Origin of the sequence: Thiocapsa sp. UBA6158 (assembly GCF_002423035.1) — a bacterium.
GTDB lineage: Bacteria > Pseudomonadota > Gammaproteobacteria > Chromatiales > Chromatiaceae > Thiocapsa.
This window is the reverse complement of the sequence record NZ_DIUM01000045.1, coordinates 1-23,812: the sequence shown is the minus strand read 5'-3', so window position 1 is coordinate 23,812 and position 23,812 is coordinate 1. Positions and strand designations below refer to the sequence as shown.

The 23,812-nt window shown below is 64.1% G+C and carries 24 protein-coding genes and 1 pseudogene; 16 read left to right on the top strand and 9 right to left on the bottom strand.

Annotated elements, in window-relative coordinates:
- Window positions 1-19: 19 nt before the first annotated feature.
- The gene (locus tag B4N44_RS06890; protein ID WP_296698424.1) at window positions 20-436 is read left to right on the top strand and encodes a coiled-coil domain-containing protein; all 417 of its coding nucleotides are present in this window, start codon (window positions 20-22) and stop codon (window positions 434-436) included.
- Window positions 437-502: 66 nt separating this feature from the next.
- Here the strand turns inward: B4N44_RS06890 and B4N44_RS06885 are convergent, their stop codons facing one another.
- From B4N44_RS06885 to B4N44_RS06865, 5 genes are all read right to left on the bottom strand, one after another.
- Window positions 503-1,321, bottom strand: a complete 819-nt coding sequence (locus tag B4N44_RS06885; protein WP_296698421.1) for an arsenite methyltransferase — start codon at window positions 1,319-1,321, stop codon at window positions 503-505.
- A gap of 33 nt (window positions 1,322-1,354) precedes the next feature.
- Window positions 1,355-1,900: a DUF1415 domain-containing protein gene (locus B4N44_RS06880; protein WP_296698419.1), complete on the bottom strand. Its 546-nt coding sequence runs from the start codon at window positions 1,898-1,900 to the stop codon at window positions 1,355-1,357.
- Between the two features lie 176 nt (window positions 1,901-2,076).
- Window positions 2,077-3,282 carry an ABC transporter permease gene (locus tag B4N44_RS06875; RefSeq protein ID WP_296698415.1) on the bottom strand — a complete coding sequence of 402 codons (1,206 nt, stop codon included), beginning with the start codon at window positions 3,280-3,282 and terminating at the stop codon, window positions 2,077-2,079.
- The gene (locus tag B4N44_RS06870; RefSeq protein WP_296698413.1) at window positions 3,282-3,971 is read right to left on the bottom strand and encodes an ABC transporter ATP-binding protein; all 690 of its coding nucleotides are present in this window, start codon (window positions 3,969-3,971) and stop codon (window positions 3,282-3,284) included. The genes B4N44_RS06875 and B4N44_RS06870 overlap by 1 nt, the downstream gene beginning before the upstream one ends.
- A 35-nt stretch (window positions 3,972-4,006) precedes the next feature.
- Window positions 4,007-5,293 (bottom strand): efflux RND transporter periplasmic adaptor subunit, encoded by a 1,287-nt coding sequence (locus B4N44_RS06865; protein ID WP_296698410.1) that lies wholly within the window; start codon window positions 5,291-5,293, stop codon window positions 4,007-4,009.
- 283 nt (window positions 5,294-5,576) lie between these two features.
- Between B4N44_RS06865 and B4N44_RS06860 the strand changes: the two are divergent.
- The 3 genes and pseudogenes from B4N44_RS06860 to B4N44_RS06850 form a co-directional block, all read left to right on the top strand.
- A pseudogene (locus B4N44_RS06860) lies at window positions 5,577-5,861 on the top strand (response regulator); the annotation flags it as partial.
- Window positions 5,862-5,940: 79 nt separating this feature from the next.
- A complete protein-coding gene (locus B4N44_RS06855; RefSeq protein ID WP_414718120.1) occupies window positions 5,941-6,237 on the top strand; it encodes a sigma 54-interacting transcriptional regulator in 297 nt (98 codons plus the stop codon).
- Entirely contained in the window at window positions 6,234-6,407 is a 174-nt protein-coding gene (locus B4N44_RS06850) for a helix-turn-helix domain-containing protein (protein ID WP_296698436.1), read from the top strand. Before B4N44_RS06855 ends, B4N44_RS06850 begins: the two co-directional genes overlap by 4 nt.
- 56 nt (window positions 6,408-6,463) lie before the next feature.
- Here B4N44_RS06850 and B4N44_RS06845 read toward each other — a convergent pair whose 3' ends face one another.
- From B4N44_RS06845 to B4N44_RS06835, 3 genes are all read right to left on the bottom strand, one after another.
- Complete coding sequence (locus B4N44_RS06845) at window positions 6,464-6,634, bottom strand: hypothetical protein (protein ID WP_296698407.1); 171 nt, start codon at window positions 6,632-6,634, stop codon at window positions 6,464-6,466.
- Between the two features lie 51 nt (window positions 6,635-6,685).
- Window positions 6,686-8,143 (bottom strand): NAD(P)/FAD-dependent oxidoreductase, encoded by a 1,458-nt coding sequence (locus tag B4N44_RS06840; RefSeq protein ID WP_296698405.1) that lies wholly within the window; start codon window positions 8,141-8,143, stop codon window positions 6,686-6,688.
- A gap of 90 nt (window positions 8,144-8,233) precedes the next feature.
- Entirely contained in the window at window positions 8,234-10,015 is a 1,782-nt protein-coding gene (locus B4N44_RS06835) for a SulP family inorganic anion transporter (protein WP_296698403.1), read from the bottom strand.
- A 370-nt stretch (window positions 10,016-10,385) separates the two neighbouring features.
- Here B4N44_RS06835 and B4N44_RS06830 point away from each other — a divergent pair, with 370 nt between their 5' ends.
- The 3 genes from B4N44_RS06830 to B4N44_RS06820 all read left to right on the top strand — a co-directional run bounded on the left by B4N44_RS06830 (window position 10,386) and on the right by B4N44_RS06820 (window position 12,987).
- Window positions 10,386-10,643, top strand: a complete 258-nt coding sequence (locus tag B4N44_RS06830) for a YMGG-like glycine zipper-containing protein (RefSeq protein WP_296698401.1) — start codon at window positions 10,386-10,388, stop codon at window positions 10,641-10,643.
- Window positions 10,644-10,876: 233 nt separating this feature from the next.
- Window positions 10,877-11,065 carry a hypothetical protein gene (locus B4N44_RS06825; RefSeq protein ID WP_296698398.1) on the top strand — a complete coding sequence of 63 codons (189 nt, stop codon included), beginning with the start codon at window positions 10,877-10,879 and terminating at the stop codon, window positions 11,063-11,065.
- 194 nt (window positions 11,066-11,259) lie between these two features.
- The gene (locus B4N44_RS06820) at window positions 11,260-12,987 is read left to right on the top strand and encodes a potassium/proton antiporter (RefSeq protein WP_296698396.1); all 1,728 of its coding nucleotides are present in this window, start codon (window positions 11,260-11,262) and stop codon (window positions 12,985-12,987) included.
- A 273-nt stretch (window positions 12,988-13,260) separates the two neighbouring features.
- Here the strand turns inward: B4N44_RS06820 and B4N44_RS06815 are convergent, their stop codons facing one another.
- Entirely contained in the window at window positions 13,261-13,524 is a 264-nt protein-coding gene (locus B4N44_RS06815) for a ferredoxin (RefSeq protein WP_232408765.1), read from the bottom strand.
- A 182-nt stretch (window positions 13,525-13,706) separates the two neighbouring features.
- Here B4N44_RS06815 and B4N44_RS06810 point away from each other — a divergent pair, with 182 nt between their 5' ends.
- The 9 genes from B4N44_RS06810 to B4N44_RS06775 all read left to right on the top strand — a co-directional run.
- On the top strand, window positions 13,707-14,192 hold the full coding sequence (locus tag B4N44_RS06810; RefSeq protein ID WP_296698388.1) for a hypothetical protein: 486 nt from the start codon (window positions 13,707-13,709) through the stop codon (window positions 14,190-14,192).
- Window positions 14,193-14,403: 211 nt separating this feature from the next.
- Window positions 14,404-15,807 carry a ribonucleotide-diphosphate reductase subunit beta gene (locus B4N44_RS06805; protein WP_296698385.1) on the top strand — a complete coding sequence of 468 codons (1,404 nt, stop codon included), beginning with the start codon at window positions 14,404-14,406 and terminating at the stop codon, window positions 15,805-15,807.
- Window positions 15,808-16,002, top strand: coding sequence for an NADAR domain-containing protein (locus B4N44_RS19900; RefSeq protein ID WP_414718121.1), 195 nt, complete (start codon window positions 15,808-15,810; stop codon window positions 16,000-16,002).
- A gap of 32 nt (window positions 16,003-16,034) precedes the next feature.
- A complete protein-coding gene (locus B4N44_RS06800; RefSeq protein ID WP_296698381.1) occupies window positions 16,035-16,847 on the top strand; it encodes a hypothetical protein in 813 nt (270 codons plus the stop codon).
- Window positions 16,837-17,394 (top strand): BREX protein BrxB domain-containing protein, encoded by a 558-nt coding sequence (locus tag B4N44_RS06795; RefSeq protein WP_296698378.1) that lies wholly within the window; start codon window positions 16,837-16,839, stop codon window positions 17,392-17,394. Before B4N44_RS06800 ends, B4N44_RS06795 begins: the two co-directional genes overlap by 11 nt.
- Before the next feature lie 410 nt (window positions 17,395-17,804).
- Window positions 17,805-21,266, top strand: coding sequence for a BREX system P-loop protein BrxC (gene brxC / locus B4N44_RS06790; RefSeq protein ID WP_296698376.1), 3,462 nt, complete (start codon window positions 17,805-17,807; stop codon window positions 21,264-21,266).
- 48 nt (window positions 21,267-21,314) lie between these two features.
- A complete protein-coding gene (locus B4N44_RS06785) occupies window positions 21,315-21,593 on the top strand; it encodes an antitoxin (protein WP_296698373.1) in 279 nt (92 codons plus the stop codon).
- Window positions 21,590-21,994: a type II toxin-antitoxin system VapC family toxin gene (locus B4N44_RS06780; protein WP_296698371.1), complete on the top strand. Its 405-nt coding sequence runs from the start codon at window positions 21,590-21,592 to the stop codon at window positions 21,992-21,994. The genes B4N44_RS06785 and B4N44_RS06780 overlap by 4 nt, the downstream gene beginning before the upstream one ends.
- Window positions 21,991-23,812: Eco57I restriction-modification methylase domain-containing protein (locus B4N44_RS06775; protein WP_349681072.1), on the top strand; the 1,822-nt coding region annotated here is incomplete at its 3' end. The genes B4N44_RS06780 and B4N44_RS06775, both read left to right, overlap by 4 nt.

Genomic DNA, 23,812 nt, shown 5'->3' with positions numbered 1-23,812 from the left:
GCGACATCGGGAGCACCGCATGGGACTCGCCCTGAGACTCTATGAAAGCCTGACCGAGGCGCCGGACGATACGACGCGGTTTCGGCTCATCGTCGACACCATCGATGCCTTGGAGCAACAGTGGCCGCGAGGCGGCGATGTCGCCCTTCGGTCGGATGTTCGCGAATCCGAGCTGCGTCTCCAAAAGGAAATCGAGCAGGTCAGAAGCGAGCTCAAGAAAGACATCGCCGAGCTTCGTGCGGACATGCACAAGGAGATCGCCCGGCTGCGGGGCGAGGTTCAGAAAGACATCGCCGAGTTGCGAAACGAGGTCCAGAAAGACATCGCCAATGTCCATGCCGCCATCGAGCGCACCAAGGTCGATCTGCTGAAGTGGATCGTTCCGCTGATGCTGGGCCAGGTTGCCGCGCTTGCGGCCTTGGTCAAGCTCCTCTGAAGAGGCCGAGCGAACTCGCCGCGCTCGCGCCGTTCGCACTTAAGCCGCGCCCGGNNCCGGCGCGGTTCAGCCCGGTTTGTTCGCCTCGATACTCGCCGAGACCAGATAATCCGTGACCGGCGTTCCCGGGGCCCAGTCCCGAATAAAGTCCCGGCTCTCCTCCTTCGGCGACACGCGCACCTGCTCGAATCCCGCACCCTCGAGCATCTGCTCGAGCACATCGATCCGGGCCGCCCCCGCCATGCATCCGGTGTAGAGCGACAGGTCCGACCTGAGGTCGTCCGGCAGCTCGGCAGTCGCGACGACGTCCGAGATGGCCAGTCGCCCGCCCGGCTTCAGCACCCGAAATGCCTCGGCGAAGACACGGGCTTTGTCCGGAGACAGGTTGATGACGCAATTCGAGATGATGACGTCGACCGAGCCATCCGCCAGCGGCAGGTTCTCGATCTCGCCGAGTCGAAATTCCACGTTCCGATGACCGACCGCCTCGGCGTGCGCCTCCGCGTTGCTGCGCGCTTTGGTCAGCATCTCCGGTGTCATGTCGACGCCGATGACGCGACCGGTCTCGCCGACTTGGCGGGAAGCGAGAAAACAATCGAATCCGGCGCCGCTGCCCAGGTCCAACACCGTCTCGCCCGGCTTCAGCGCGGCGATCGCTTGGGGATTGCCGCAACCCAAGCCGAGATTCGCACCCTCGGGTACGGCGGCGGTCTCGGCCTCGCTGTACCCGAGCAGGATCGATTGGATCGGCACGGGCGCGCAACAACCGCCCGCAGAGGACGGGGCACAGCAATCGGCCCCCTCGCCCGCCGTCGCGGCTCGTGCCGTTGCGCCGTAGCGATCGCGCACCGCTTGGCGAAGGCCGTCTTGCTCGTTATTTTTCATTCGGATCTCCTGTCGGGTCATGCTGCGAACGCACTACAAACAGGCGTCCCTCAGCGCCTTCATAGACTCAAGCCCCTGCTCGCGGGCGAATGCGATGTTTCTTTCAGGGATCGCATCCGCATCGGGGTATCGGTCCAGCACATGTTCGATGCTCTCTTCGCGAAGCAGGTGCAACATCGGATAGAGCGATCGGTTCGTATAGTTTGCAGGATCATCTTCGGGCGCATCTGCAAACCGATAATCGGGGTGAAAACCGGCGACCTGATACTGACCTTCGTAGCCTTCCGCCTCCAGAAGCGCCTCCGCCATTTCAACCAAGTCGAGATAATCATCGAACTCCGGGAAAGCACCGGGCAGGATCAGCAACGTTGTCTCGATCGACTGGTTTTCATCGAGGCGACGGCACTCCTCGAGACATGCCCGAAGACTGGATTCCATGTCGGAGTCGCTTTCGACTCGATAGTGTATTGCGCCCCGATTGAACTCTTTTGCCGCGAAGGGACACATGCGACATCCGATCACGACCTCGGAGATCCATTTCTTGGTGCGTTCGATGACCTGCTCGGATTCAACAACCATCAGCTTTGCTCATTCCCGCTAGTGGATCTGTTCATTCGCCGCTGCGCCGAGAGACTCGCGCAGCGCCTGCCACAGGGTCTAGGACATCATCGGACCCTCGGCGCCGACCTCGATCGGATCGCTCAACACCCGCCAGCGCGTCACCGAGACGTGAACGCCACGGCACGCTCGGGCGGTCACTCATGCCGCAGCGCCTCGATCGGATCCAGCCTGGCCGCTCGGCGCGCGGGGAAATAACCGAAGACGACCCCCACCGCGGCCGAGAAGAGGAAGGCGATGAGGATGATGGGGCCGTTAAGCACGAAAGGCACCTGCAGCAGGCTCGCCAGTCCAATGGAGGCGACCAACGCAAGCAGGATACCGAGCAGCCCGCCCAAGGACGACAGGACCACCGCCTCCACCAGAAACTGCATCAAGACCTCGCGCTCGAGCGCCCCGATGGCCAGACGGATGCCGATCTCGCGGGTGCGCTCGGTGACCGAGACCAGCATGATGTTCATGATGCCGATGCCTCCGACCAGGAGGCTGACTGCGGCCACGGCGCTGAGCAGGGCCGTCAGAACACGGGTGGTGCCGGTCAGCATGGTCGCGATCTCCTTCATGTCGCGCACCGAGAAGTTGTCCTGATCGGCCGGGTGGACATGGCGACGCTCACGCATCATGCGCTCGATGTCGGATTTGACCTGCTCGGTGGAGTCGCCGTCCCGGACCGAAAGCTGAATCAGGTTGACCTCCTGATTGCCCGCGACACGCCGCTGGAAGGTCCGCAGCGGCATGACCACCAGATCGTCCTGATCCGAGCCCATGGCGCTCTGACCCTTGCTTGCGAGAAGCCCGATCACCTCGCAGGCGATCTGCTTGAGTCGGATCTTCTGACCGATGGGATCCTGGTACCCGAACAGCTCGCGGCGCACCGTCGCCCCGATCACGCACACCGCCCGCCCGGCACGCTGCTCGGGCTCGGTGAAGAGCCTCCCGTCGTCCAATCTCCAGTTGCGCACCGCGAAGAAGCGGTTGTCGCTGCCGGTGACCGTGGTCGACCAATTGCTGTTGCCCACGACGGCCGTCATGACCTGACTCGCCGAGCCGGCGACGGCACTCACGGCGCCGATCTCGCGCTGCACCGCGACCACGTCGTCCAAGGTGAAGGGCGGTGCGTTGGAGCTGGATCCCGGCCCCATGCGTTGGCCCATGGTGATCATCAGCAGGTTGGTTCCGAGACTTTCGATCTGCGCCGTGACCTGCCGGGTCGCACCGTCGCCGAGGGTCACCATGACAATGACCGCCGCCACGCCGATGACAATGCCCAGCATGGTCAGGACCGAACGCAGGACGTTTCGGCGGATCTCGCGCAGGGCCAACAGGAGGGTATTCCAGAGCATTAGGAGGTGTGCTCCGGCGTGTTCTCGTCGACCACGCGGCCGTCGCGAAAATGGATGACGCGATGCGCGTAGGCCGCCATCTCGGGCTCGTGAGTGACCATCAGGATCGTGATGCCGCGATCGCGGTTGAGTCCGTCCAAAAGGGTCATGATCTCGTGACTGCGGACCGAGTCCAGATTCCCGGTCGGCTCGTCGGCGAGGAGCAGATGCGGGTCCGTGACGATGGCGCGCGCGATGGCGACGCGTTGCTGCTGACCGCCCGAGAGCTCGCCCGGCGTGTGTCCCTCTCGCCCGTTCAGGCCGACCAGCGCCAAGGCCCGCTGTGCCAGGGCGTGGCGTTCCGCTCGCGGGGTGCGCCGATAGATCAAAGGCAGCTCGACATTCTCCAGGGCCGAGGTCCGGTTGAGCAGATTGAAGCCCTGGAAGACAAAACCCAGGTCACGACGACGCAGGAGTGCACGTTGATCCCGACCGAGTGTCTCGACCGGAACGCCCCGAAATCGGTAGGACCCGGAGCTGGGTGTATCCAAGCAACCCAGGATGTTCATCGCGGTCGACTTGCCCGATCCGCTCGGCCCCATCACGGCGACGAACTCACCCTGCTCGATGCGCAGGTCGACCCCGGCCAAGGCATGGACGGCGGCGTCGCCGCGCCCGTAGACCTTGGTCACACGGCGGAGCTCGATCAAGGGGCATGATTTCCGGTCGGTCGCGTCGACCATGATCAGGGCTTCTTGCGCTCGACATCCACCAGCACCCGGGTCCCGGGGGCCAGGCTGTCGTCCAGGACCTGCGTCACGATCCCGTCGCTCGCTCCGACCTTGACCGGGACGCGCGTCGGCTCGCCGTCGGTCGAGATCCAGACCTGCGTCTCCTTCCCCGAGCGCTCCTCGGGCGCGCGGGGACGCTTCGCGGTCGCGGGCGGGCGCGGCATGAGCATGCCGAGCAGGTTGGATGCGCCTCGCTTGGGGACGGCGTCCTGTGGTGGATTGAAGCGCAAGGCTGCATTCGGGACCAGGACCACTTCGTCCGATGCATGAACGAGGATCTCGGCCGTAGCCGTCATGCCGGGACGCAGGGCGAGGTCCGAGTTGTCCAGGTCCAGGAGCGCGGCATAGGTCACCACACCGCTCACGGTCTCGGGGGCAAAACGCACTTGGGCGATGGTCGCCGGGAACCGTCGGTCCGGATAGGCATCGACGACGAACTCGGCGGACTGCCCGACGGCCACCTGGCCCACGTCCGCCTCGTCGATGGCCACCTTGAGCTCCATCTGCGCCAAGTTCTCGGCCAGGTTGAAGAGCACCGGGGTCTGGAGCGACGCGGCGACCGTCTGTCCGGGCTCGACCTGGCGCAGCAGGACGACCCCGTCGATGGGCGAGCGAATCAGGGTCTTCTCGAGGGTGCGGCGATTCGCATCGAGCTCGGCCTGTGCCTGGGCGACCTGCGCCCGCGCAACGGCAAGCGACGCAAGCGCACGCTCGGCGTTCGCAACGGCGCCGTCCAACTCCTCGGGCGCGGCCAGACGCTTGTCGATCATATCCCGCGTGCGCCGCAGCTTGTTCGCGGTCTCGGTCACCGTCGCTTGCGCCTCCAGGACGCGGGCCTCCGCCAACGCCAGAGCCGCCTCCGACTGGCGCGTCTTCGCCCTGGACTGATCCGGGTCCAGCTCGGCAAGGATCTGGCCGGTCTCCACGCGATCGTTGAAATCGACCGCCACCCGGACGATGGTGCCGGACACCTCCGTGCCGACATCCACCTGATTGACCGGCTGCAGCGACCCGGTCGCGGTGACCTTGATCCTCAGATCGCCGCGCTCGACCTCGGCCGTCTCGAAGGTGACTCCGTTCTCCGGACGACTCGTCAGCCAAACGTTCGTCCCGGCTGCGAAACCGAGCACCACCAAGGCCGGCAGCACGACCCGAAGCAGGCGTCGGCGAGGCGGGGCGGCTCGATCCGAGTCGCTTGGAAGGTCGATCGGCTCGGCGGAGACGGTGGATTCTCGGGTCATGGCTCATACAGTCCGAAGGGATCGAGTTGGCTGCTCGGGCGGCCGACGAGGTGCCATCCAGGCTAGCGAACAAGTGGGGAAAGAATGGGGAGGGCCAAGGGATGGTTGCGGCGATCGGTCGTCACGGATCAGGCCGAGGCAGACTCCGTGAGAAAGACGGTATCGGGCACGAGGCGGCAAAGCGGAGAACGCGGAAGGCCGCGAATGCCCCGGGGCTTTAGCGGCTCTGCAAACCTGCTTTGCATCTAAGCTGGACGGGTGCCTGCTCACTTGACGGCTCAGCGTGAGTCCATGGTCTCGATTGAACGCAACATCATGTTTTCTCGTTCGAATAATAGATGGCATCACAAGTGCTTACATCATCCCGACCGTCTTGCTGGTCGACGACGAGGCGCTGTCGCTGGATACCCTGACCCGGACGCTCGACGAGTCCTTCGAGGTGCTGACCGCCACCGGCGCCACCGCCGCCGAGGAGATCCTCACGGAGGAATGGGTCCAGGTCGTCGTCACCGATCAACGGATACCCGAGACCACCTGGGTGGAGTTTCTCGCGCGGGTCCGCGAGCGTTGGCCCGACGTCGTGCGCATCATCATCTCGGACTACACGGATCTCGGCGACATCATCCGTCGCCGAGAACTGCTGGGCCATGCCGGATCAACTGCTCGAGAGCGAGCTGTTCGGACACAAGAAAGGCGCCTTCACCGGCGCAGTCAACGATCGGATCGGCCTCTTCGAGCAGGCCGACGGCGGCACCATCTTTCTCGACGAGATCGGCGAGGTCGCGCGGACGTTTCAGGTCAAGCTGCTGCGCGTCCTGCAGGACGGCGAGGTGCGTCCGCTCGGGAGCAACCGACGGCGTCGGGTCGACGTACGGGTCGTGGCGGCCATCAATCGATCGCTCGAGACCGAGATCGGCGAGGTCCGCTTCCGGGAGGATCTTTGATTGATCCGACCCTGAAGGCGCGGATCGAGGCGCTGGAGACCCGAGTCCTGCGCGAGGTGCTCGAGCGCCACCGTTGGAACAAGTCACACGCAGCCGCGGAGCTCGGTCTCTCGCGCGTTGGCCCGAGCGCAAAGATCGAGCGCTATGGTTTGGCCAAGCGCTCGGAATAAACCAAACACGGCGGGTCAGCCGCTCGACACGACCGGCAGCCGCCGCGCTGCGGTCTCTACACCTTATGCACCTTGTGCGCCTTCATCATCAGCTTCAGGATCTTCAAATTGATGATGATGAAGCGGATGAGCTGCCACACGAGTGATGTCCGCATATAGCGCGTAAACCGTGTCGGCACCGGCGGATAATAGGCTTGCTGATAGGGTTCTCGATTCTTCGCGCCCATGGCTTCGTCTCTCGGATATCGGATGGCGGGTGTCTGATTTCGGCAGGCTGATCAATCGGGCAGAAGCGACCAACCGGGCCGGAGCTTGGCCTGATAAATGAACACATGGTGCAGGATGTATTTCATCCAATGCCCCGCCAATCCGACCTCGCCGAAGGTGAGATCCATATCCCGGCCGTATTCGGGATAGTTGTCGTAATCCGGCACGACCGGGAAGACGGTCATGGTCGCCGCGGTCCCCTTGAAGATATCGGACCCGGTCGAGGCCACGCAGGCCGCGCCGATCTCGGCCAAGGACGCCGTGTGGGTCGGCCCCGCGGCGCCTTGGATCATGTCGCGGATGCTCATGGCGACGGCCTTGCCGATCGCGGCCGACGGCATCCCGGTGCGCGGCGGTGTGGGGTTGATCGGAGTGCCGTTGACGCTCTTCATCGGCTTGCTGATGAGATGCGGCGGCGCGAATGCGATCCCGACGGCGAAGACATTCTTGTAGCCGGGGGTCTGATAGGTCTTCGGCCAATCCTCCGGACCCCAATCCTCGTAAGGCTTCACGGCATAATCGGCGTCCACCTTCATAAAGCCGTTGGGCGCGAAGATCTGGGCCGTGATGTCGGCGCCTGACTTATCGAAGGCCTGCAAAGGCACGCCGGAGAACGGCGGGATCAGCATAGCGAAATCAAAATCCATCTCATGGAAGCTGCCGTCGAGCAGCTCGTAGTGGATCTTGCCCGGCTCCACCTTGGTCACGTGCGCACGCGTGACCCAGGAGATGCCGCGCTCGACCATCATGGACTCGGCAAAGACCTTGCCGTTCGTGACATAGCCCCCGCGTTTGATGTGAACGCCGCCCATCCCGAAGTCGCCCAGCTCGTATTCGTTGCTGATCCAAACGAGCTGCGCCTTGTCGCGGACACCGGCCTCGCGCAGGCTGTGGTCGATGTTGTAGATGTATTCGAATGCCGCACCCTGACAGGTGCACATGCCGTGACCCGTACCGACGACGAAGATCTTGGTCGCACCCGCCTTCATGGCGGCGATCATCTCCTGCAGATGCGCATTCGCCTCCAAGGCATGCGACGGTGTGCAGACCGAGAGACTGTGTCCGCCCTCCGGGCCGAGACCCGGGGTCGCACCGAAATTCAGCTTGGGGCCGGTCGCATTGACCAGATAGTCGTATTCGAGCGCCTCGGTCTGCCCGACGCGGGCCGGGTCCGTATACTCGACGGTCACATAGGGCGATGTCCGATCCGCACCGCCCTCGGGATGGATGGAAACGGCCTGCGCCTGACGAAAGTCCACACCGAGCTTCTTGTAGATGGGCGCGAGCGGAAAGGTCACCTGCTTCTCGGTCATCTCGCCCACGCCGACCCAGATGTTGGACGGGATCCAGTTCCACTTCGGGTTCGGCGAGACCACGGTGATCGGATGCGTCTTACCGAGCCATTTGCCGAGATATCGCGCAACCGTGTGCCCGGAAATGCCCGCTCCGAGGATAAGGATTCGTGCCATCTGTTGAGTCTCGCGGTGGGTTGCAGTGTCCGGACGCTAACAAGTCGCTCGGCGTCTGACAAAGACATGGATCAATGGATTCGACATCCGTCAGGGGCTCGTCGGCTGCTTGTGCCGACCCGCCCCGCACTCGATGAAGATCGGCTGCGGACAGGTCGCGCAGACGGATTTGTCCAGCTTCTGGTAGATGGCGCGAATGGCCGCGTTCTTGGCTTGGAAGACATTGCGCCCCCCGGTTGCGTCGATACAGCCGCAGCGCTCGAGCGCCTCCCAGAGCCCGGTCTTGACGTTGATCAGATAGAGACCCCCGCCCTCGGCCTGACGTCGCTTGGCCTCGCGCGCCAGCGTCTCGCCGCCCTGCAGATCGACGAAGTTGATGCCCTCGGCGAGGATCGCGAGATGCTTCTGCTCCGGATGCGTCGCGCGCAGCCGATCGAAGGCACTCTCGACATGCGCCACCGAGCCGAAGAAGAGCGAGCCGTCGATCCGCATGATATGCAGCTGCGGGCATTGCGCGACGTCCGGCTCGCAGGAGAAGGCCCGATTGGGCAGGCGCGGATCCGGTGCCAGATTGACGATGCGCGGCTTTGAGGTACGGTCCAGATAGAGCACCAGCGAGAGCAACACCCCGGCGAAGATGGCGAACTCAAGCTCCAGGAAAAGCGCGGAGAAGAAGGTCACCGCCAAGACCGAGGTCTCGCGTTTGGACGCCTTGAGGATGTGCCCGATCTCCTTGAAATCGACCAGCCCCCAGGCGACCAGGAAGAGCAACCCGGCCATCGCGGCCGTCGGCAGATAACTCGCGTAGGGCGCGACTAAGGGCACGATTCCGATCAGCAGCACGCCGGCGAAGATGGCCGCCAAGGGCGTGCGCGCGCCGGCGGCATAGTTCACGCCGCTGCGGTTGAACGAGCCGGTCGCCACGTAGGCCGAGAAGAAGGAGCCGGCGATGTTCGACAAGCCTTGACCGATGAACTCCTGGTTGCCGTCGATGCGGTAGCCACCGCGTGCCGCCAGCGAGCGACCGATGGAGACCGCCTCGGTGAGCGCAAACAGGGTCACCGCCAAGGCGGTGAGCGCCAACTCCTTGATGTGATCGAAGGTCAGATTCGGCGCCGACAGCGGCGGGAAGCCCGCCGGCAAGGCCCCGACGGTCGCGATCCCGGTCGCCTCGTTGCCGAGCCAGGCGTCGAGTCCGACGGCGATCAGACTGCCGCCGAGCATGGCGGCAATCATGTAGGGGATCTTCGGCAGCCAGCGCTTGAAGGCGATCCCGATCAGCAAGGTCGAGACGGCCACCAGCGTGGTCGCCGGGTTGATCTCGAGGACGTGATGACCGAACTGGATCAGGATGTCGTGCAGGTGCCCCCCGCTGTCCATCTCGATGCCGAAGAAATGTTTGAGCTGCTTGGCGGCGATCAGGAGCGCCGCACCGGCAGTGAAGCCCACGACCACCGAGTGCGAGATGAAGTTGACCAGGGTCCCCATGCGCGCGAGGCCCAGTGCAAGCTCCATCAGGCCGACCATGAAGGTCAGGGTCAAGGCGAGCGTCACATAGTCCGGCGAGCCCGGCAGCGCCATCACCGACAAGGCGGAAAACAACACAACCGAGGCCGCCGTCGTCGGTCCCGAGACCAGGTGGCGCGACGACCCGAACAGGGCCGCGATGATGGCCGGCACCATCCCGGCATAGAGTCCGTATTCGGGCGGCATGCCGGCGATGGTCGCGAAGGCCACGGCCTGCGGCAGCACGACCAGGGCCCCGATGATGGCGGCGAGCGCATCCGCCTTGATCTCCGTGCGCCCGACCCCGGGCAGCCAAGACATGAATGGAATCAACCAGGACCAGCGTTGGGAGATCGGAGACTGCATGGCGTGAAGATCTCGAAGGGAATGGAAAGCACTTGCGCAAGCCGGCCCTCGACGGGGATCAATCGCTCGCGCACCGCTCAGCAGCCATGCCGCTGCGGCGACGATGGCCGGGGCTCGGCGATGAGCCGTCCGATTGTATCCGATCCGCCCGGGCAGGAACGGCACACTGCGATGACGGCGATGGGGCTTCAGCCCACCCAAAAGCCGCATCCCGAACGATCGAGTGCCGCATGGGACCGGAAAAAAGCCCCGTTTCCACCGGTCACCCCCGAACAAATCAGCACTTCCTTTGGACTAAACTGACATCGGAAGGCCACGGCGCCTCCAAGGGCGCCCCCCAAGATGGCCCTATAGCAGGAGGACCCGACCGATGAGACCTATCACCATTGCATTCGCCATCGCATCCGTACTTGCCCTGACGGCGTGCGGAACCACAACCGCATCGCGCACCGGATCCGGCGCGCTCCTCGGCGCCGGGACCGGCGCCGCAATCGGCTCGATGAGCGGAGACGCCGGGAAGGGGGCACTGATCGGTGCCGGCGCCGGAGCCCTGGGCGGTTATCTTTACGACCGGAGCGAAAAGGAAAAACGTTATCGGGACCGGCAAGACAACCGGTATTGGTACTGAGACCGACGAGCGCCTCGTGCGCGCCGGACGCCCTGCCCGGCGTTCGGTCTCGCGCGATCAACCGGAAACCCGCGGCGCAAGGCGCCCGAGCGCACCTAAACCCGTCGCGCGAGCCCTATCCGCAACACCCTGGTCTTTGGTACGCTCGACCGGTGTCCGACCCAGTCACGGCAGCCGCCACATGGCACGCCGACCCACGACACCATCGAGCAACCCACCCGAGCCATCCCCCGGTGCACAAGGTTCCGCGGCGGGGGAATGCTCGGAAAACAAAACAGACCGCGACGGATCTCGGCGACCGACCGCTGCGCCGGGATTTGCCGGCAGGCGCCGGCGTGGTCCTGCGCCGCACCACGCTGGAGCAACGCGGCTGGATCGAGCAGCCGTTTCTCGACGACCCGGCCTCTAGCTACGCCATCTGATCGCGGCTCGTCGCGGCTCGCGGCCAGCCTGCACCGGATGATCCAAGGCCGGGGGCGAGCGGCCACGATACCGCAGCACATACCCGGCCTGGCTTTTGCCCATCGCAGGCCAATTCATGCGATTCTTGCTGCAGTGACCACCCTCGCGCAGCGCTGGACGCCGTGCGGGCGAACCCTTTCGGACGAGAGACCCGATGGACCTCACCAACCAAATCATCCTGGTCGTCTCGCTGGTGTTCCTGGCGAGCATCCTGGCCAGCGTCGTGACAAGCCGGTTCGGCGTGCCCCTGCTGTTGGTCTTCCTGTTCATCGGGATGATGCTCGGCGAGGAGGGGCCCGGCGGGATCCAGTTCGACGACGTGCAGATGGCGCACCTGTTCGGCAGCTTGGCGCTGGCGATCATCCTCTTCGACGGCGGGCTGGTGACGCCGTTTCGGAACTTCCGCGTCGGACTTAAACCGGCTGTCGGGCTCGCCACCGTCGGCGTCCTGATCACGGCGACGGTGACAGGGCTCTTCGCGGCCTGGTGGCTCGGCCTGCACTGGATGGAAGGGCTGTTGCTGGGCGCGATTGTCGGCTCGACCGATGCGGCGGCGGTCTTCTCTCTGCTGCGCTCCCAGGGGCTCGAGCTCAAGCAGCGCGTCGGCGCCACGCTCGAGATCGAGTCCGGCAGCAACGACCCCATGGCCATCTTTCTGACGATCGTGCTCATGGAGCTGATCATTAGCGGCAGCGACGATGTCGGCTTGGTGCTGCTGTTGGAGTTCGTGCGACAGATGGGGCTCGGCGCCTTGTTCGGGATCCTCGGCGGCTTGGGTCTGGTGCGCTTGATCAATCGACTGGAGATGTCGCCCGGGCTTTATCCCTTGGCGGTCATGGCCGGCGGCCTGACCATCTTCGGGATCACCTCCGTGCTGCAGGGCAGCGGTTTTCTGGCCATCTATCTCGCCGGCCTGGTGGTCGGAAATCGGCCCTTGCAGTCGAGCCAGTACATCAAACGCTTCCACGACGGCATCGCCCGGCTGTCCCAGATCGGGATGTTCCTGATGCTGGGGCTGCTGGTGACGCCCTCCGAACTCTTGCCGGTGGCCGTGGATGCACTGCTCTTCGCCACCGTCCTGACCCTGGTCGCCCGCCCGATCGCGGTCTGGCTCTGCCTGCTGCCCTTCCGCTTTCCCTGGCGCGAGCAGGTCTTCGTCGGCTGGGTCGGGTTGCGCGGGGCCGTGCCCATCATCCTGGCGCTCTTCCCGCTGCTGGCCGGGATGGATCAGGCGTCGATGTACTTCAACATCGTCTTCTTCGTGGTGCTGGTGTCGCTGCTGATCCAGGGCTGGACGGTCGCCGCCTCCGCCCGTCGGTTGGGGCTGGAGGTCCCGCCGACCAGCCATCAGGTGCAGCGTGTCGAGCTGGATATCCCCGGTCAGCGCGAGCTCGAGCTGGTCGGCTATCGCCTGGCGAAAGACACCCCCGTCGTGGTCGAGCGGCGTGGTGCCTTGCGGCTCCCCAAGTGCGCACGCATCGTGGCGGTTCTGCGCGGGAAACACCTGGTCGACGTCCTCGACCTGGCGGACCTGAAGTCGGACGACTATCTGTATCTCATCGCAGACCCGGCCGACCTGGCGGAGCTGGATCGTCTCTTCGTCGCGAGCGCGGCGCCTGAGCGCTTATCCGATCAAGTCTTCTTCGGCGAGTTCGTGCTCAACGGCGAGGCCCAAGTGGCCGACCTGGCGGCCGCCTACGGGCTGGACCTACCCGACTCGGATCGTGCCCTGACCTTGGATGCATTCATCCGACACGCGCTGCACACCGCTCACCCGGTAGTCGGCGACAGACTACGACTCAAGACGGTCGATTTGGTCGTGCGCGAGGTCGAAGGCGACCGCATCCTGAAGGTCGGCCTGAAGCTGATGCGAAGCGACTGAGCACAGCTCGAGAGTGTTTTCGCGGTCGAACGGGGCGATGTCGGAGCGATCGCGAAATGGTGGCGATGGATCGGCGAGGTAGGGGCGATGGGGCGACTTCAGTCGCCCAAAGATTCGCAAACAATCGCCATCGAAGATGCCGATACCCGGAAATCGTCCGACCCGAGTGAACCTCGGACCGACCTGTTTCGGCTGTTTTACTCAAGGGCCCGACGCCGCCATGCGCAAAGCGCGCTCGAGGCTCTTCGCGGCTCGCGGCGCTCGAAGCAACGATCACCAGTCGGACGACGCATTCAGAGCAGCCCTGGCCTCCTCGCTCGGAAACAGCACCACGCCCGCCTCGTCGATCAGCGAGATCGCCAGCGTGGGACAGCCCTCGGCAGCGGCACGCATGATGTGCTGGTCACCCAATCCACCCGTCGGGAGTGCCTTGAGGTCGTCTCCGATATCGTGCTCTTTGAACGCTTGGGGGCAGGCGACCCAACAGGTCCCACAGCCGATGCAGGCGACGTCGATAACCTCGATTTTACTGATCATAAGTGCGAGCAATCCGTATTCAGATTCGTTGGGCGGCCCGGGCCGCGCGCGTCGGGCGCAAAGATTACGCCGCACGCCGCCATGGCGCAACGATGCGGACATGGACGCGAGCCTGACGAATCACGCCCGTCGGTGTACCTTACGCGGTCCTCAAGATTCAGGCGAAACGCAGGAGACGCTTCATGTCCGACGCCCCGTTCGATCTCGTCGATGCCAAAGACAGCTTCATCGACAGCGACTGGTTCCACCATTGCCGCGAGACCCGCACGCCCTTCGTCGTGGTGCGCAGTGGCGAGCACTCGGCGGATGTCCTCTGGGATTACATCACCTTGCCGCCCGAGTGCGACGCGTCGCTGCAGGAGAACCTGAGCAGCCTGGAGCAAGACGCCCGCGCCATCTTCGATCGCTATGCCATCCCCGAGTCCTATCTCCGCGTCAAAGCCACGCTCATCGGCTTCGATCGCCTGCCGTTCGATCGCGCCAAGAGTGCCGCGGCGGATCTCTACCACCTGATCGCCGCCTACCTTCCGGTCGCCGAGGCCGAAGAGGTTCCCGAAACCGGCGCGGTGCATGAGCGGCATGCGCAAACCAAAGCGTACAGCGACACTGCAGCGTCCGCCCCGCTCCGACTCTGGGTCGAGGCGGCCAGCACCTCGTCTGCGGCCTGAGATCACACGGCACGGACCAACACAACATGAGGGATTACGTTGACAGATTGCCCACAAGATCTTGTGCTCCGGCACTGGACATCCGTGATAAAAGCCCTAAACTCCCGAGCCACGAAGTCATCGGAACATCCACCGACGTTTTCGGTTGGCGGCCGTCGGGAACGGCATTCAGGCCGAGCCCGTCAAACGAATCTCATCGAGGAGACACACCATGCTGAACTGGGACGATCCACTCGCCACAACCCGACCCGCCGCCCGTGACACCGGAAGGGCTTTCCTCGTCGATCCGACCGACGACTCGGAAGACTGGTCCGCCAAGCCGCAGGCCGACGCACCGAAGGCAACCCCGTTTCGCGCGACCCTCGACACCGCACAGGTGCGCCCCGGCCATGGCCTGGTCAGCAATGCCGAGCTGATGGCGACCGCTGGCGCCGCACCCGTGGTCGACCCCAACCCCTTCCCGGCATCCACCGTGCACCAGAGTGAGCTGCCGATCGGCGACACCCTGCTGCCGGCCGAAACGCGGATGCAGAGGCCGCACCCGGACGAGGACATCGTCGGCGGCGCCACGGGTCTCGAGTCGCTCGAGATGGGCGCGGGCCGGGTACGCGTCGACGACAAGAAGATCATCAACTGTCACGCCGACCTCAATCAGCTCGTCCCCTTCAAGTACGAGTGGGCCTGGCAGAAGTATCTCGACGCCTGCGCCAACCACTGGATGCCGCAAGAGATCAACATGAACGCGGACATCGCGCTCTGGAAGGATCCCAACGGCCTGACCGACGACGAGCGCACCATCATCAAGCGCAATCTCGGCTTCTTCTCGACGGCCGATTCCTTGGTCGCCAATAATCTGGTGCTGGCCGTCTATCGCCATATCTCCAACCCCGAGTGCCGCCAGTATCTGCTGCGCCAATCCTTCGAGGAGGCCCTGCACACCCACGCCTATCAGTACGTGGTCGAGAGCCTAGGCCTGGACGAGGGCGAGATCTTCAACATGTACCGCGAGGTGCCCTCGGTGGCGCGTAAGGCCGAATGGGCCCTGCCCTACACTCAGCATCTCGCCGACCCGCACTTCAAGACCGGAACGCCCGAGAACGACCGCAAGCTGCTCCGCGAGCTGGTGGCCTTTTACGTCATCTTCGAAGGTATCTTCTTCTATGTCGGCTTCGTCCAGGTCCTGAGCATGGGCCGACGCAACAAGATGACCGGCACCGCCGAGCAGTTTCAATACATCCTGCGCGACGAATCCATGCACATGAACTTCGGCATCGACGTGATCAACCAGATCAAGATCGAGAACCCGCATCTGTGGAGCCCGGAATTCAAGCAGGAGCTCATCACCATGATCCGCGATGCCGTCACCATGGAATCACGCTACGCCCACGACACCATGCCGCGCGGTGTGCTCGGGCTCAATGCGCCCATGTTCGAGGAATATCTGCAGTTCATTGCCAACCGGCGCTGCGCACAGATCGGCCTGCCCGAGCAATATCCGGGCGCATCCAACCCCTTCCCCTGGATGTCCGAGGTGCTTGATCTCAAAAAGGAAAAGAACTTCTTCGAGACACGGGTCACGGAGTATCAGACGGGTGGTGCACTGAACTGGGATTAAATCGCCTGTTGGTGGTCACTTGCCGGGTTTGAGCGCGCGCAGGCACTGCTCGAAACCGGCGACAAACGCATCGTCGAGAGCAACCTCTATGACGACTACTGGGGTTGCTGCCGCGACGGGCGTGGACTGAATACCTCCGGAGAGATCCTGATGGATGTGCGCGAGAAGCTCCGGTCGACAGCCGTCTCTGCCTAGTCGTCGTCCAGCCAGGCCGATGATCCACCCTGATGATCCACCGAGGTAACCTTGACCGACAATCGCGTCTGACCCGCTTGGGCTTTCGCGTCGGCATCAACGGGCCGCATGCGGCGCGCACCATGATGTTGGATGACTTGCGGGTACTCATCGCTCACACCTCATCCTCGGCGACGCGTCATGACTACGCGACTGCGATCGTCGCCGAGAACCTGTTGGGCAAGTCGACCAAGAAGGCGCGCGAATTGTCGCTCGGGCATCTCGCGACGCTCTATGCTCTCGACCCGGCCAATCCGCTGTTTCGGGCACTTCGACGTCTCTGGTCGTCGGATGCGGCCGCGCAGCCTCTGCTCGCCCTGACGGTGGCCCTGGCTCGCGATCCGTTGCTGCGTGCATCGCAAGGCTTCATCCTCTCGCGCCCCATCGGCGCGCCGGTGCCGCGAGAGGTAGTCGAGGCATTCCTGGCCGAGACCTTCCCCGATCGCTTCAGCGTCGCGTCGCTGAAGTCATTTGCACAGAACATTGCAGGCACCTGGACCGCGGCGGGTTTCCTGCACGGACATCGGCGCAAGACCCGATCTCGACCCGAGGTCCGCGCCGAGGTTGTCGCACTCTGTCTGTTCACCGGCTATCTGGAGGGCCGGTCGGGGCAGCGGCTCTTCTCCTCGGACTGGATGACGCTGCTCGGCGGCACACCCGCGGAGCTCGACGCCTTGGCCAGGAGTGCGGCACACCGCGGGCTGCTCGTCTTCATGAACGCTGGAGGTGTCAAGGAAGTGAGATTCCCGGGCTATCTGAGCGCAGAGGAAGAACAGGTCAGACAGGAGGCGACCGATGTCGTCTAGGGTTCAAAAACTGGCTGGTGCCTACCGTCAGCACCTGACCGTGCCGTGGCAGGTCGGACTCGCGGCGATCCAACGCGTGGTCTTCGCGGTCTACGACAAGGCCGACGAGCTGCGCCTGCGTGCGAATGTAGATGAGTTCGCGCTCGCCACGGCGCAAGCCGGCAAGCAGTGGCTGCTCATCGACCTGACGAACGCCTTTCCCGAGTGGATGATGGCGCAGGAATACCGCGACGCCTATTTCGAGTGCCCGGAAGACCTGGCCGGGTATCAGGCCGGCGAGCTGAGCGAATTTATCGGCGATCTGATCGCCAAGCTCAAGGCTCGAATCGAGGCGGAAAGCGGCCCTGAGACGGTCGTCGCGCTGCTGGGCGTCGGCACTCTGTTCGGCCTGGCTCGTGTATCGACTCTCGTCGAGGGCATCAAGGAGTCCGTGACCGGGAGACTGTTGGTGTTCTTCCCGGGCGAGCACCACCCCGAGCACCACAGCTACCGCCTGCTCGACGCGCGTGACGGCTGGAATTACCTCGCCGTGCCCTTGCAGGCTTAAACCGCGCCCAGCGCGGTATGCGATGTTTTTGGATGGGACCGGCCCAGGCAGACGTGACGACCGCTGGAACCGGCGCGGTTTAAGATATGAAAAAATATATTATTTTAAAACGCGCCCCCGCCAAGGGCGGGTGTGAACCAAACGTCGAGCGCACTCGAAAGTGAGCATCTCGCTCTGGATGCGGTTTAGAGCCGGCTCGACAACCGGCAGGCAGCCGGTTCTGCTTTGCTCGAAAGGCCTTGGTTATAACTCCGACCATATCTGCGGCCGACTGAGTAGTCAGGCCATCCTGGCCTGACAGAATCAGGTCTGGAAGCCCTGACTACACACTGTTCGTCAGCCACTGGCTGAGACTATGGTCAAGGCCGCTCGAAAAGCGGCTGGAAGCCGCTTCAATATGGAGATCTACAATGCTGAACCGGGACATCTACAGCACGCCGCCGAAGGAAAACCGTCTCGCCAACAACGGTGTGGCGGAAGTCTCCGAAGATCACTCCGAGGCGGCGCAGGCGATCCTGCGTTATGAGCTCGAGACCTTCGTCTGCGACGGGCAGTACGAGAAGGGCCTCGAGACCATCCTGGAGAAGTTCCTGCTCAACCTGGATTCCAAGAGCGAGCAGCCCGGCGTCTGGATCAGCGGTTTTTACGGCAGCGGCAAGTCGCACTTAGCGAAGATGCTGCGCACCCTTTGGACGGATGACACCTTCGCCGACGGCGCGACGGCGCGCAGCCTCGCCAAGCTCCCAAGCGGGGTGTCCGATCACCTGAAGGAGCTTTCCAACCAGGGCCGGCGTCACGGCGGTCTGCATGCGGCGGCAGGCAAGCTCGGCGCCGGTGCCGGCGACAGGGTACGGCTGGCCTTGCTCGGCATCCTCTTCAAGTCCAAGGGCTTGCCGGAGCAATACAACCAGGCCCGGTTTGTTCTCTGGCTCAATCAAGAGGGTCTGCTGTCGGCGATCGAAGCCGAGCTGAACTTGGCGGGCCGCACCCTCGGCCAGGAACTGCCGCACCTGTATGTGTCCAGCCACCTGGCCAAGTCGCTGCTTAAGGTCCGTCCCGATCTCGCCAATACCGAGCAGGACGCGCGCAAGCTGCTGAAGGAGCAGTTCCCCCAGGTCACCGACATCAGCAGCGAGCAACTGGTCGACGCGATCGAGGCGGCACTGTCGGTCGACGGCACCTTCCCGCTCACCCTGGTCGTGCTCGACGAGGTGCAGCAATACATCGGCTCCGATGCCGAGCGTGCCTTCCAGGTGCAGGAGTTGACCGAAACCCTGTGCAAACACTTCATGGGCAAGCTCTTGTTCGTCGGTACCGGGCAGTCCGCCCTGTCGGGCATGCCGAACCTGCAGCGCCTGATGGGGCGCTTCCCGGTGCCGATCATGCTCGGTGACTGGGACGTCGAGAACGTCACCCGCCGGATCATCCTCGCCAAGAAGCCGACCGCACAGCCTGCAATCGATGCGATCTGGCGCGCCAACCTGGGCGAGATCTCGCGCCATCTGCGTGGCACCAAGCTCGAGCACATGACGGAGGACGAGGGTGTCATGACCTCGGACTACCCGCTGCTGCCCGTGCGTCGGCGCTTCTGGGAACGGGTGCTGCGCACCATCGACACCACCGGCACGGTCTCGCAGCTGCGCAGCCAGTTGCGCGTGGTGCACGAGGCCGTGCTCGCCACCGCCGACGCGCCGCTGGGTCAGGTTGTCCCCGGCGACTTCCTGTACGACCAGATCGCCGCCAATCTGGTGTCGACCGCCCAGCTGCCCAAAGAGGTCTTCGAGAACGTCCAGCGCTTCGCCGCGGGCGATGCCGACGCACAGCTCAAGGGCAAGCTGCTCAAGCTCGTGTATCTCATCAACAAGCTGCCCGCCGATGCCGCGATGGACCTCGGTCTGAAGGCGACGGACGAATTCCTCGCCGACCTGCTGGTGACAGATCTCTCGGCCGGCTCCAACGACCTGCGCAAGCGGCTTCCGGCACTCTTGGACGAGCTTCAGAACAAGGACCGCCTGATCATGGCCCTCGCCGGCGGTAGCGGGACCGAGTACCGCCTGCAGACGCGCGAATCCAGTGCCTGGTACGACGAATTCCGTGCGCAGGACGCCGAGCTCAAGGCCGCGCCGCAGCGGGTGGAGCAGAAGCGTTCCGACCTGCTGAAGGCGCGATTCGGCGAGGTGCTGAAGAAGGTCCGGGTCGCCCAGGGCAAGGACAACGTCGAGCGCAAGCTCCACCCGACCTATGACGAGAATCTGCCCAAAGACCACGACAAGACCCTCTACCTCTGGATCCAGGATGGCTGGCAGTCCGATGAGAAATCGGTCATCGCCGAGGCCAAATCAAAGAGCGCGGAGAACCCGACGCTCTTCGCCTTCCTGCCGGCACAGCACAAGACCGAGCTCGCCAACGCCATCGTCGCCTTGGAGGCGGCGCGCGCCACCCTGCAGAAAAAGGGCACCCCAACCACCGTAGAAGGTGACGACGCGCGGCGCTCGATGGAGAGCCGACAGCGCACGGCAGAGAAAGAGCTGATCGACCTGCTCGACCGGCTCTTTGCCGGTGTTCGCGTCTTCCAGGCCGGCGGACAGGAGGCCACCGAGGGCAACGATCTGGCCGAGCGTATCAACCGCGCCGGCAAGGCATCCGCCATTCGCCTCTTCAGCCAGTTCGATGCGGCGGACCATGAGCACTGGAGCAAGGTGCTCGACGAGGCGCGCAAGGGCAACCTCGAAGCCATGAAGGCCGTGGGCCATGCGCAGGAGGCCGACAAACACCCGGTCTGCCAAAAGCTGCTGGCCTACATCGGCCCCGGCAAGAAGGGCGCCGAGATCCGCGATCAGTTCGACGCGCCGCCCTACGGCTGGCCGCGCGATGCCATCGACGGCGCACTCTACGCACTGCTGGCCACCGGGCACCTCAAGGCCACGGACGCCACCGGCAAGTCGGTCGACGCCCGAAGTCTGGACCGCGCCAAGCTCACCCAGACCAGCTTCCAGCGCGAATCCATCACCATCACCCCGCCTCAGCTCATCAAGATTCGGCAGTTGTTCAGCGCCGTCGGCGTCCCCTGTCAGCCCAAGGAGGAGCTGGCCAAGGTGCCGGCGCTCCTGACCAAGCTGCGCGAGCACGCCGGCAAGGCCGGGGGAGGCGCGCCTGCACCCCAGGCCCCGACATGCGCTTCGATCGATGCCCTGGAAGGGCTTTCCGGGAACGCCCAACTGCTGGAGCTGTACAGCCGCTGCGACGACATCGCCGGCTTGTCCAAACGGTGGGTTAAGACCGCCGACGACATCGCCGGTCGGCTTCCGACCTGGCACAAGCTCGGCGACCTGTTGCGCCATGCCAAGGCGCTGGGTCCCTACGCCGGGTTGAAGGCCGAAGCCGATGCCGTCGAGGCGCAGCGCAGCCTGCTGGCCGAGCCCGATCCGGTGCGCCCGCTGCTCGACAAGGTCGTCGACCTCTTGCGACAGGCGCTCAAGGTCAAGCTGGATGCCTACCGGACACTCTTCCGGGAACAGGAGGACCTACTGGCCGCCGATGCCGACTGGAACCGACTCAGCGAGACCCAGCGCGCGGAATTGATCGATAAACACCACCTCACGCCGCTGGCCAGTGTACCGCTCGGCACGCCCGAGCAGCTTCAAGACGCGCTGGACGACTGCGATCTCGACCACTGGGTCTCGAAAACTCAGGCGTTGCCCAACCGCTTCGAGGCCGCGCGCCATGCGGCGGTGCAGTTGCTCAAACCCAACGTCGTCCACGTCAGCCTGCCAAAGCGCACCATCAATGACGAGGCCGAGCTGAAAGACTGGCTGGCGGAGGTGGAAACGTTGCTGGCAGAGAAACTCAAACAGGGGCCGGTGGCGCTCTGAAGGCATGATGTATATACTGGATATACACTCGACTGTAAGGAAACCTGTATGCTCACGCGAGTCTTCAAAAGCGGGAATTCCATGGCCGTGCGCATTCCCAAGGAGTTGGCCTTTGCGGACAACATTCAGGAAGTCGAGATCGAGCGTATCGGCAACACGCTCGTCGTTCGCCCCGTGGAACCGCAAACCCTGGCCGACGTGATGGATATCTGCGCCATGTTCACGCCCGACTTCATGGCGGATGGCCGCGATGAATCGCCGGAGGTCGAGCGAGATTGGGAGGCTTTCGGTGGCCAAGCCGGCGGGAAGGCTACGGACGACTCATGAAATACCTGCTGGATACCAATATCTGCATTTATGTCATGCAACGTCGGCCCGCTTCGGTAGCCGCCCGCTTCGAATCGCTGAACCGGGGCGATGTCGGCATGTCGATGATCACCTATGCGGAGATCCGCGCCGGGATCGAGAAGCGCCCCGACAGCCGAAAGCACAACGAAATGATCCTGGATCTGTTCGTGCAGCGGGTTCCGTATCTTCCCTTCGACGAAGCCGCGGCTCACGCCTACGGCGTGCTGCGAGCCGCCGTTCCCGATCGCCGGCGCAATGCCATGGATCGCCTGATCGCCGCTCACGCGCTCGGCATCGGCGCCACCCTGGTCACCAACAACGAAAACGACTTCAAGGACTACCCTGGTCTGGTCGTCGAAAACTGGACCCGTGACTCATGACCGCCCCGCTTCCCAAGCCCCTCCGCACTCAACTGGAAAACACCGTCAAAGCGGCCCGCGACGTCGCGGAGCAGGCCGCGCGTGCGTCCCTGGCGCAGCTCGCCGTCGGCGAGGCCAAGGCGCCGGACTATCTGACCGATGACAACAAGGCACTGCGCCGTCGCCTCCGCGCCCACGGTCGCGCGCTGGGGGACACCAAGCACACCAACGACACCCAGGAGATCCAGCGCCTGGTGTGGGAGGTCGCCTACGAGCACTGGCACCGCATGCTCTTCGCCCGCTTTCTGGCCGAGAACGGTCTGCTCATGTGGGAACCCGGCGCATCGGTATCGCTCGACGACTGCCGGGACATGGTCGACCAACACCCCCATCTGGCACTGGGCGCCAAGAGCCAATGGGAACTGGCGGGTAAGCTGGCCGCGCGCATGTTGCCGCACGTGTTCAAGCCGCGCAGCCCGGTGTTCGAGATCAGCTTCGCCCCCGAGCATCAGCGCGCGCTGGAGCACCTGCTGACCAAATTGCCCGCCGAGGTCTTCCAGGCCAGCGACAGCCTGGGCTGGGACTATCAATTCTGGCAGGCCAAGCGCAAGGACGAGGTCAACGCCTCCGAGGTCAAGATCGACGGCGATGAGCTGCCCGCCGTCACCCAGCTCTTCACCGAGCCCTACATGGTGGACTTCCTGCTCCACAACTCGCTTGGTGCCTGGTGGGTGACACGCCATCCGGACACGCCCTGCCCGGTGCCGCTGCCCTATCTGCGCACGGTCCCATCGCCCACGCCCCTCGATGGAGAGGGCCAGGCAGAGGGGGACCGAATCCCCGCCGCCGGCCGCTTCGAAGGCTGGCCGGAGACCCTAGCCGACTTCAAGCTGCTCGACCCCTGTTGCGGGTCAGGGCATTTCCTGGTCGCCGCCTTCCTGCTGCTGGTGCCGATGCGCATGGCGGCCGAGGGCTTGGGCGCGCGCGAGGCGGTGGATGCCGTGCTGCGCGACAACCTGCACGGCCTGGAAATCGACGCCCGCTGTGTCGAGATCGCGGTCTTCGCCCTCGCCTTGGCGGCGTGGCGCTTTCCGGACGAGAACGGCGACCCGCTCGGCGTGCGCCCCGAGATGCCCGCGCCCAACATCGCCTGCTGCGGGCTGAAGGTGGCGGCCAAGCCGGAGGACTGGGAGGCGCTGGTTGCGGACACGTTGCCCAATGCCGACTTCCTGCGCCAAGAACTGCGTCTGCTGCACGCGAGTTTTGCCCGGGCCCCGCTGTTGGGCAGTCTGTTGGATCCCGGCCGCAGCCTGAAGGACGATCTCCTGACGTCCAGCTTAGACAACTTCAAGGAGCTGCTTGAACACGCGCTGGCGACCGAGACACCGGCCACCCTCCGGGGTCCGGGGCAGGCGTTGAACGATGATGCCTGGGATTTGGCGCTGTCCGCGCGCGGCCTGTTGGATGCCGCGCGGCTGCTGGATGCGCGCTATCACTTGGTGATCACCAATGTGCCCTATCTGGCGCGCGGCAAGCAGAGTGATGCGCTGAAGACCTACTGCGCAACGCACTATCCAGAGGCAAAGAACGATCTGGCCAATGTGTTCCTGGAGCGATGCCTGGAATTCGGCCTCGAGCGCGGGCAGGGCGTTGTTCAAATCGTGATGCCGCAGAACTGGCTGTTCCTCAACAGCTACAGAAAGCAGCGTCAGTCCTTGCTCAAACGCGTGCAATGGAATCTGTTGATCCGGCTGGGCATGGCAGCGTTCGAAATAATGGACTGGTGGGCATTCAACGTCATTCTACTCACCCAGACTATAGTGCCCTGCACGATGGACT

Coding starts and splice junctions, on each gene's coding strand:
- B4N44_RS06840 (WP_296698405.1), bottom strand. CDS start 8,143: ATGGCACGAATCCTTATCCTCGGAGCGGGCATTTCCGGGCACACGGTT.
- B4N44_RS06810 (WP_296698388.1), top strand. CDS start 13,707: ATGTCCGACGCCCCGTTCGATCTCGTCGATGCCAAAGACAGCTTCATC.
- B4N44_RS06800 (WP_296698381.1), top strand. CDS start 16,035: ATGATCCACCGAGGTAACCTTGACCGACAATCGCGTCTGACCCGCTTG.
- B4N44_RS06830 (WP_296698401.1), top strand. CDS start 10,386: ATGAGACCTATCACCATTGCATTCGCCATCGCATCCGTACTTGCCCTG.
- B4N44_RS06835 (WP_296698403.1), bottom strand. CDS start 10,015: ATGCAGTCTCCGATCTCCCAACGCTGGTCCTGGTTGATTCCATTCATG.
- B4N44_RS06815 (WP_232408765.1), bottom strand. CDS start 13,524: ATGATCAGTAAAATCGAGGTTATCGACGTCGCCTGCATCGGCTGTGGG.
- brxC (WP_296698376.1), top strand. CDS start 17,805: ATGCTGAACCGGGACATCTACAGCACGCCGCCGAAGGAAAACCGTCTC.
- B4N44_RS06855 (WP_414718120.1), top strand. CDS start 5,941: ATGCCGGATCAACTGCTCGAGAGCGAGCTGTTCGGACACAAGAAAGGC.
- B4N44_RS06845 (WP_296698407.1), bottom strand. CDS start 6,634: ATGGGCGCGAAGAATCGAGAACCCTATCAGCAAGCCTATTATCCGCCG.
- B4N44_RS06785 (WP_296698373.1), top strand. CDS start 21,315: ATGCTCACGCGAGTCTTCAAAAGCGGGAATTCCATGGCCGTGCGCATT.
- B4N44_RS06880 (WP_296698419.1), bottom strand. CDS start 1,900: ATGGTTGTTGAATCCGAGCAGGTCATCGAACGCACCAAGAAATGGATC.
- B4N44_RS06805 (WP_296698385.1), top strand. CDS start 14,404: ATGCTGAACTGGGACGATCCACTCGCCACAACCCGACCCGCCGCCCGT.
- B4N44_RS06885 (WP_296698421.1), bottom strand. CDS start 1,321: ATGAAAAATAACGAGCAAGACGGCCTTCGCCAAGCGGTGCGCGATCGC.
- B4N44_RS06875 (WP_296698415.1), bottom strand. CDS start 3,282: ATGCTCTGGAATACCCTCCTGTTGGCCCTGCGCGAGATCCGCCGAAAC.
- B4N44_RS06780 (WP_296698371.1), top strand. CDS start 21,590: ATGAAATACCTGCTGGATACCAATATCTGCATTTATGTCATGCAACGT.
- B4N44_RS06890 (WP_296698424.1), top strand. CDS start 20: ATGGGACTCGCCCTGAGACTCTATGAAAGCCTGACCGAGGCGCCGGAC.
- B4N44_RS06820 (WP_296698396.1), top strand. CDS start 11,260: ATGGACCTCACCAACCAAATCATCCTGGTCGTCTCGCTGGTGTTCCTG.
- B4N44_RS06865 (WP_296698410.1), bottom strand. CDS start 5,293: ATGACCCGAGAATCCACCGTCTCCGCCGAGCCGATCGACCTTCCAAGC.
- B4N44_RS06795 (WP_296698378.1), top strand. CDS start 16,837: ATGTCGTCTAGGGTTCAAAAACTGGCTGGTGCCTACCGTCAGCACCTG.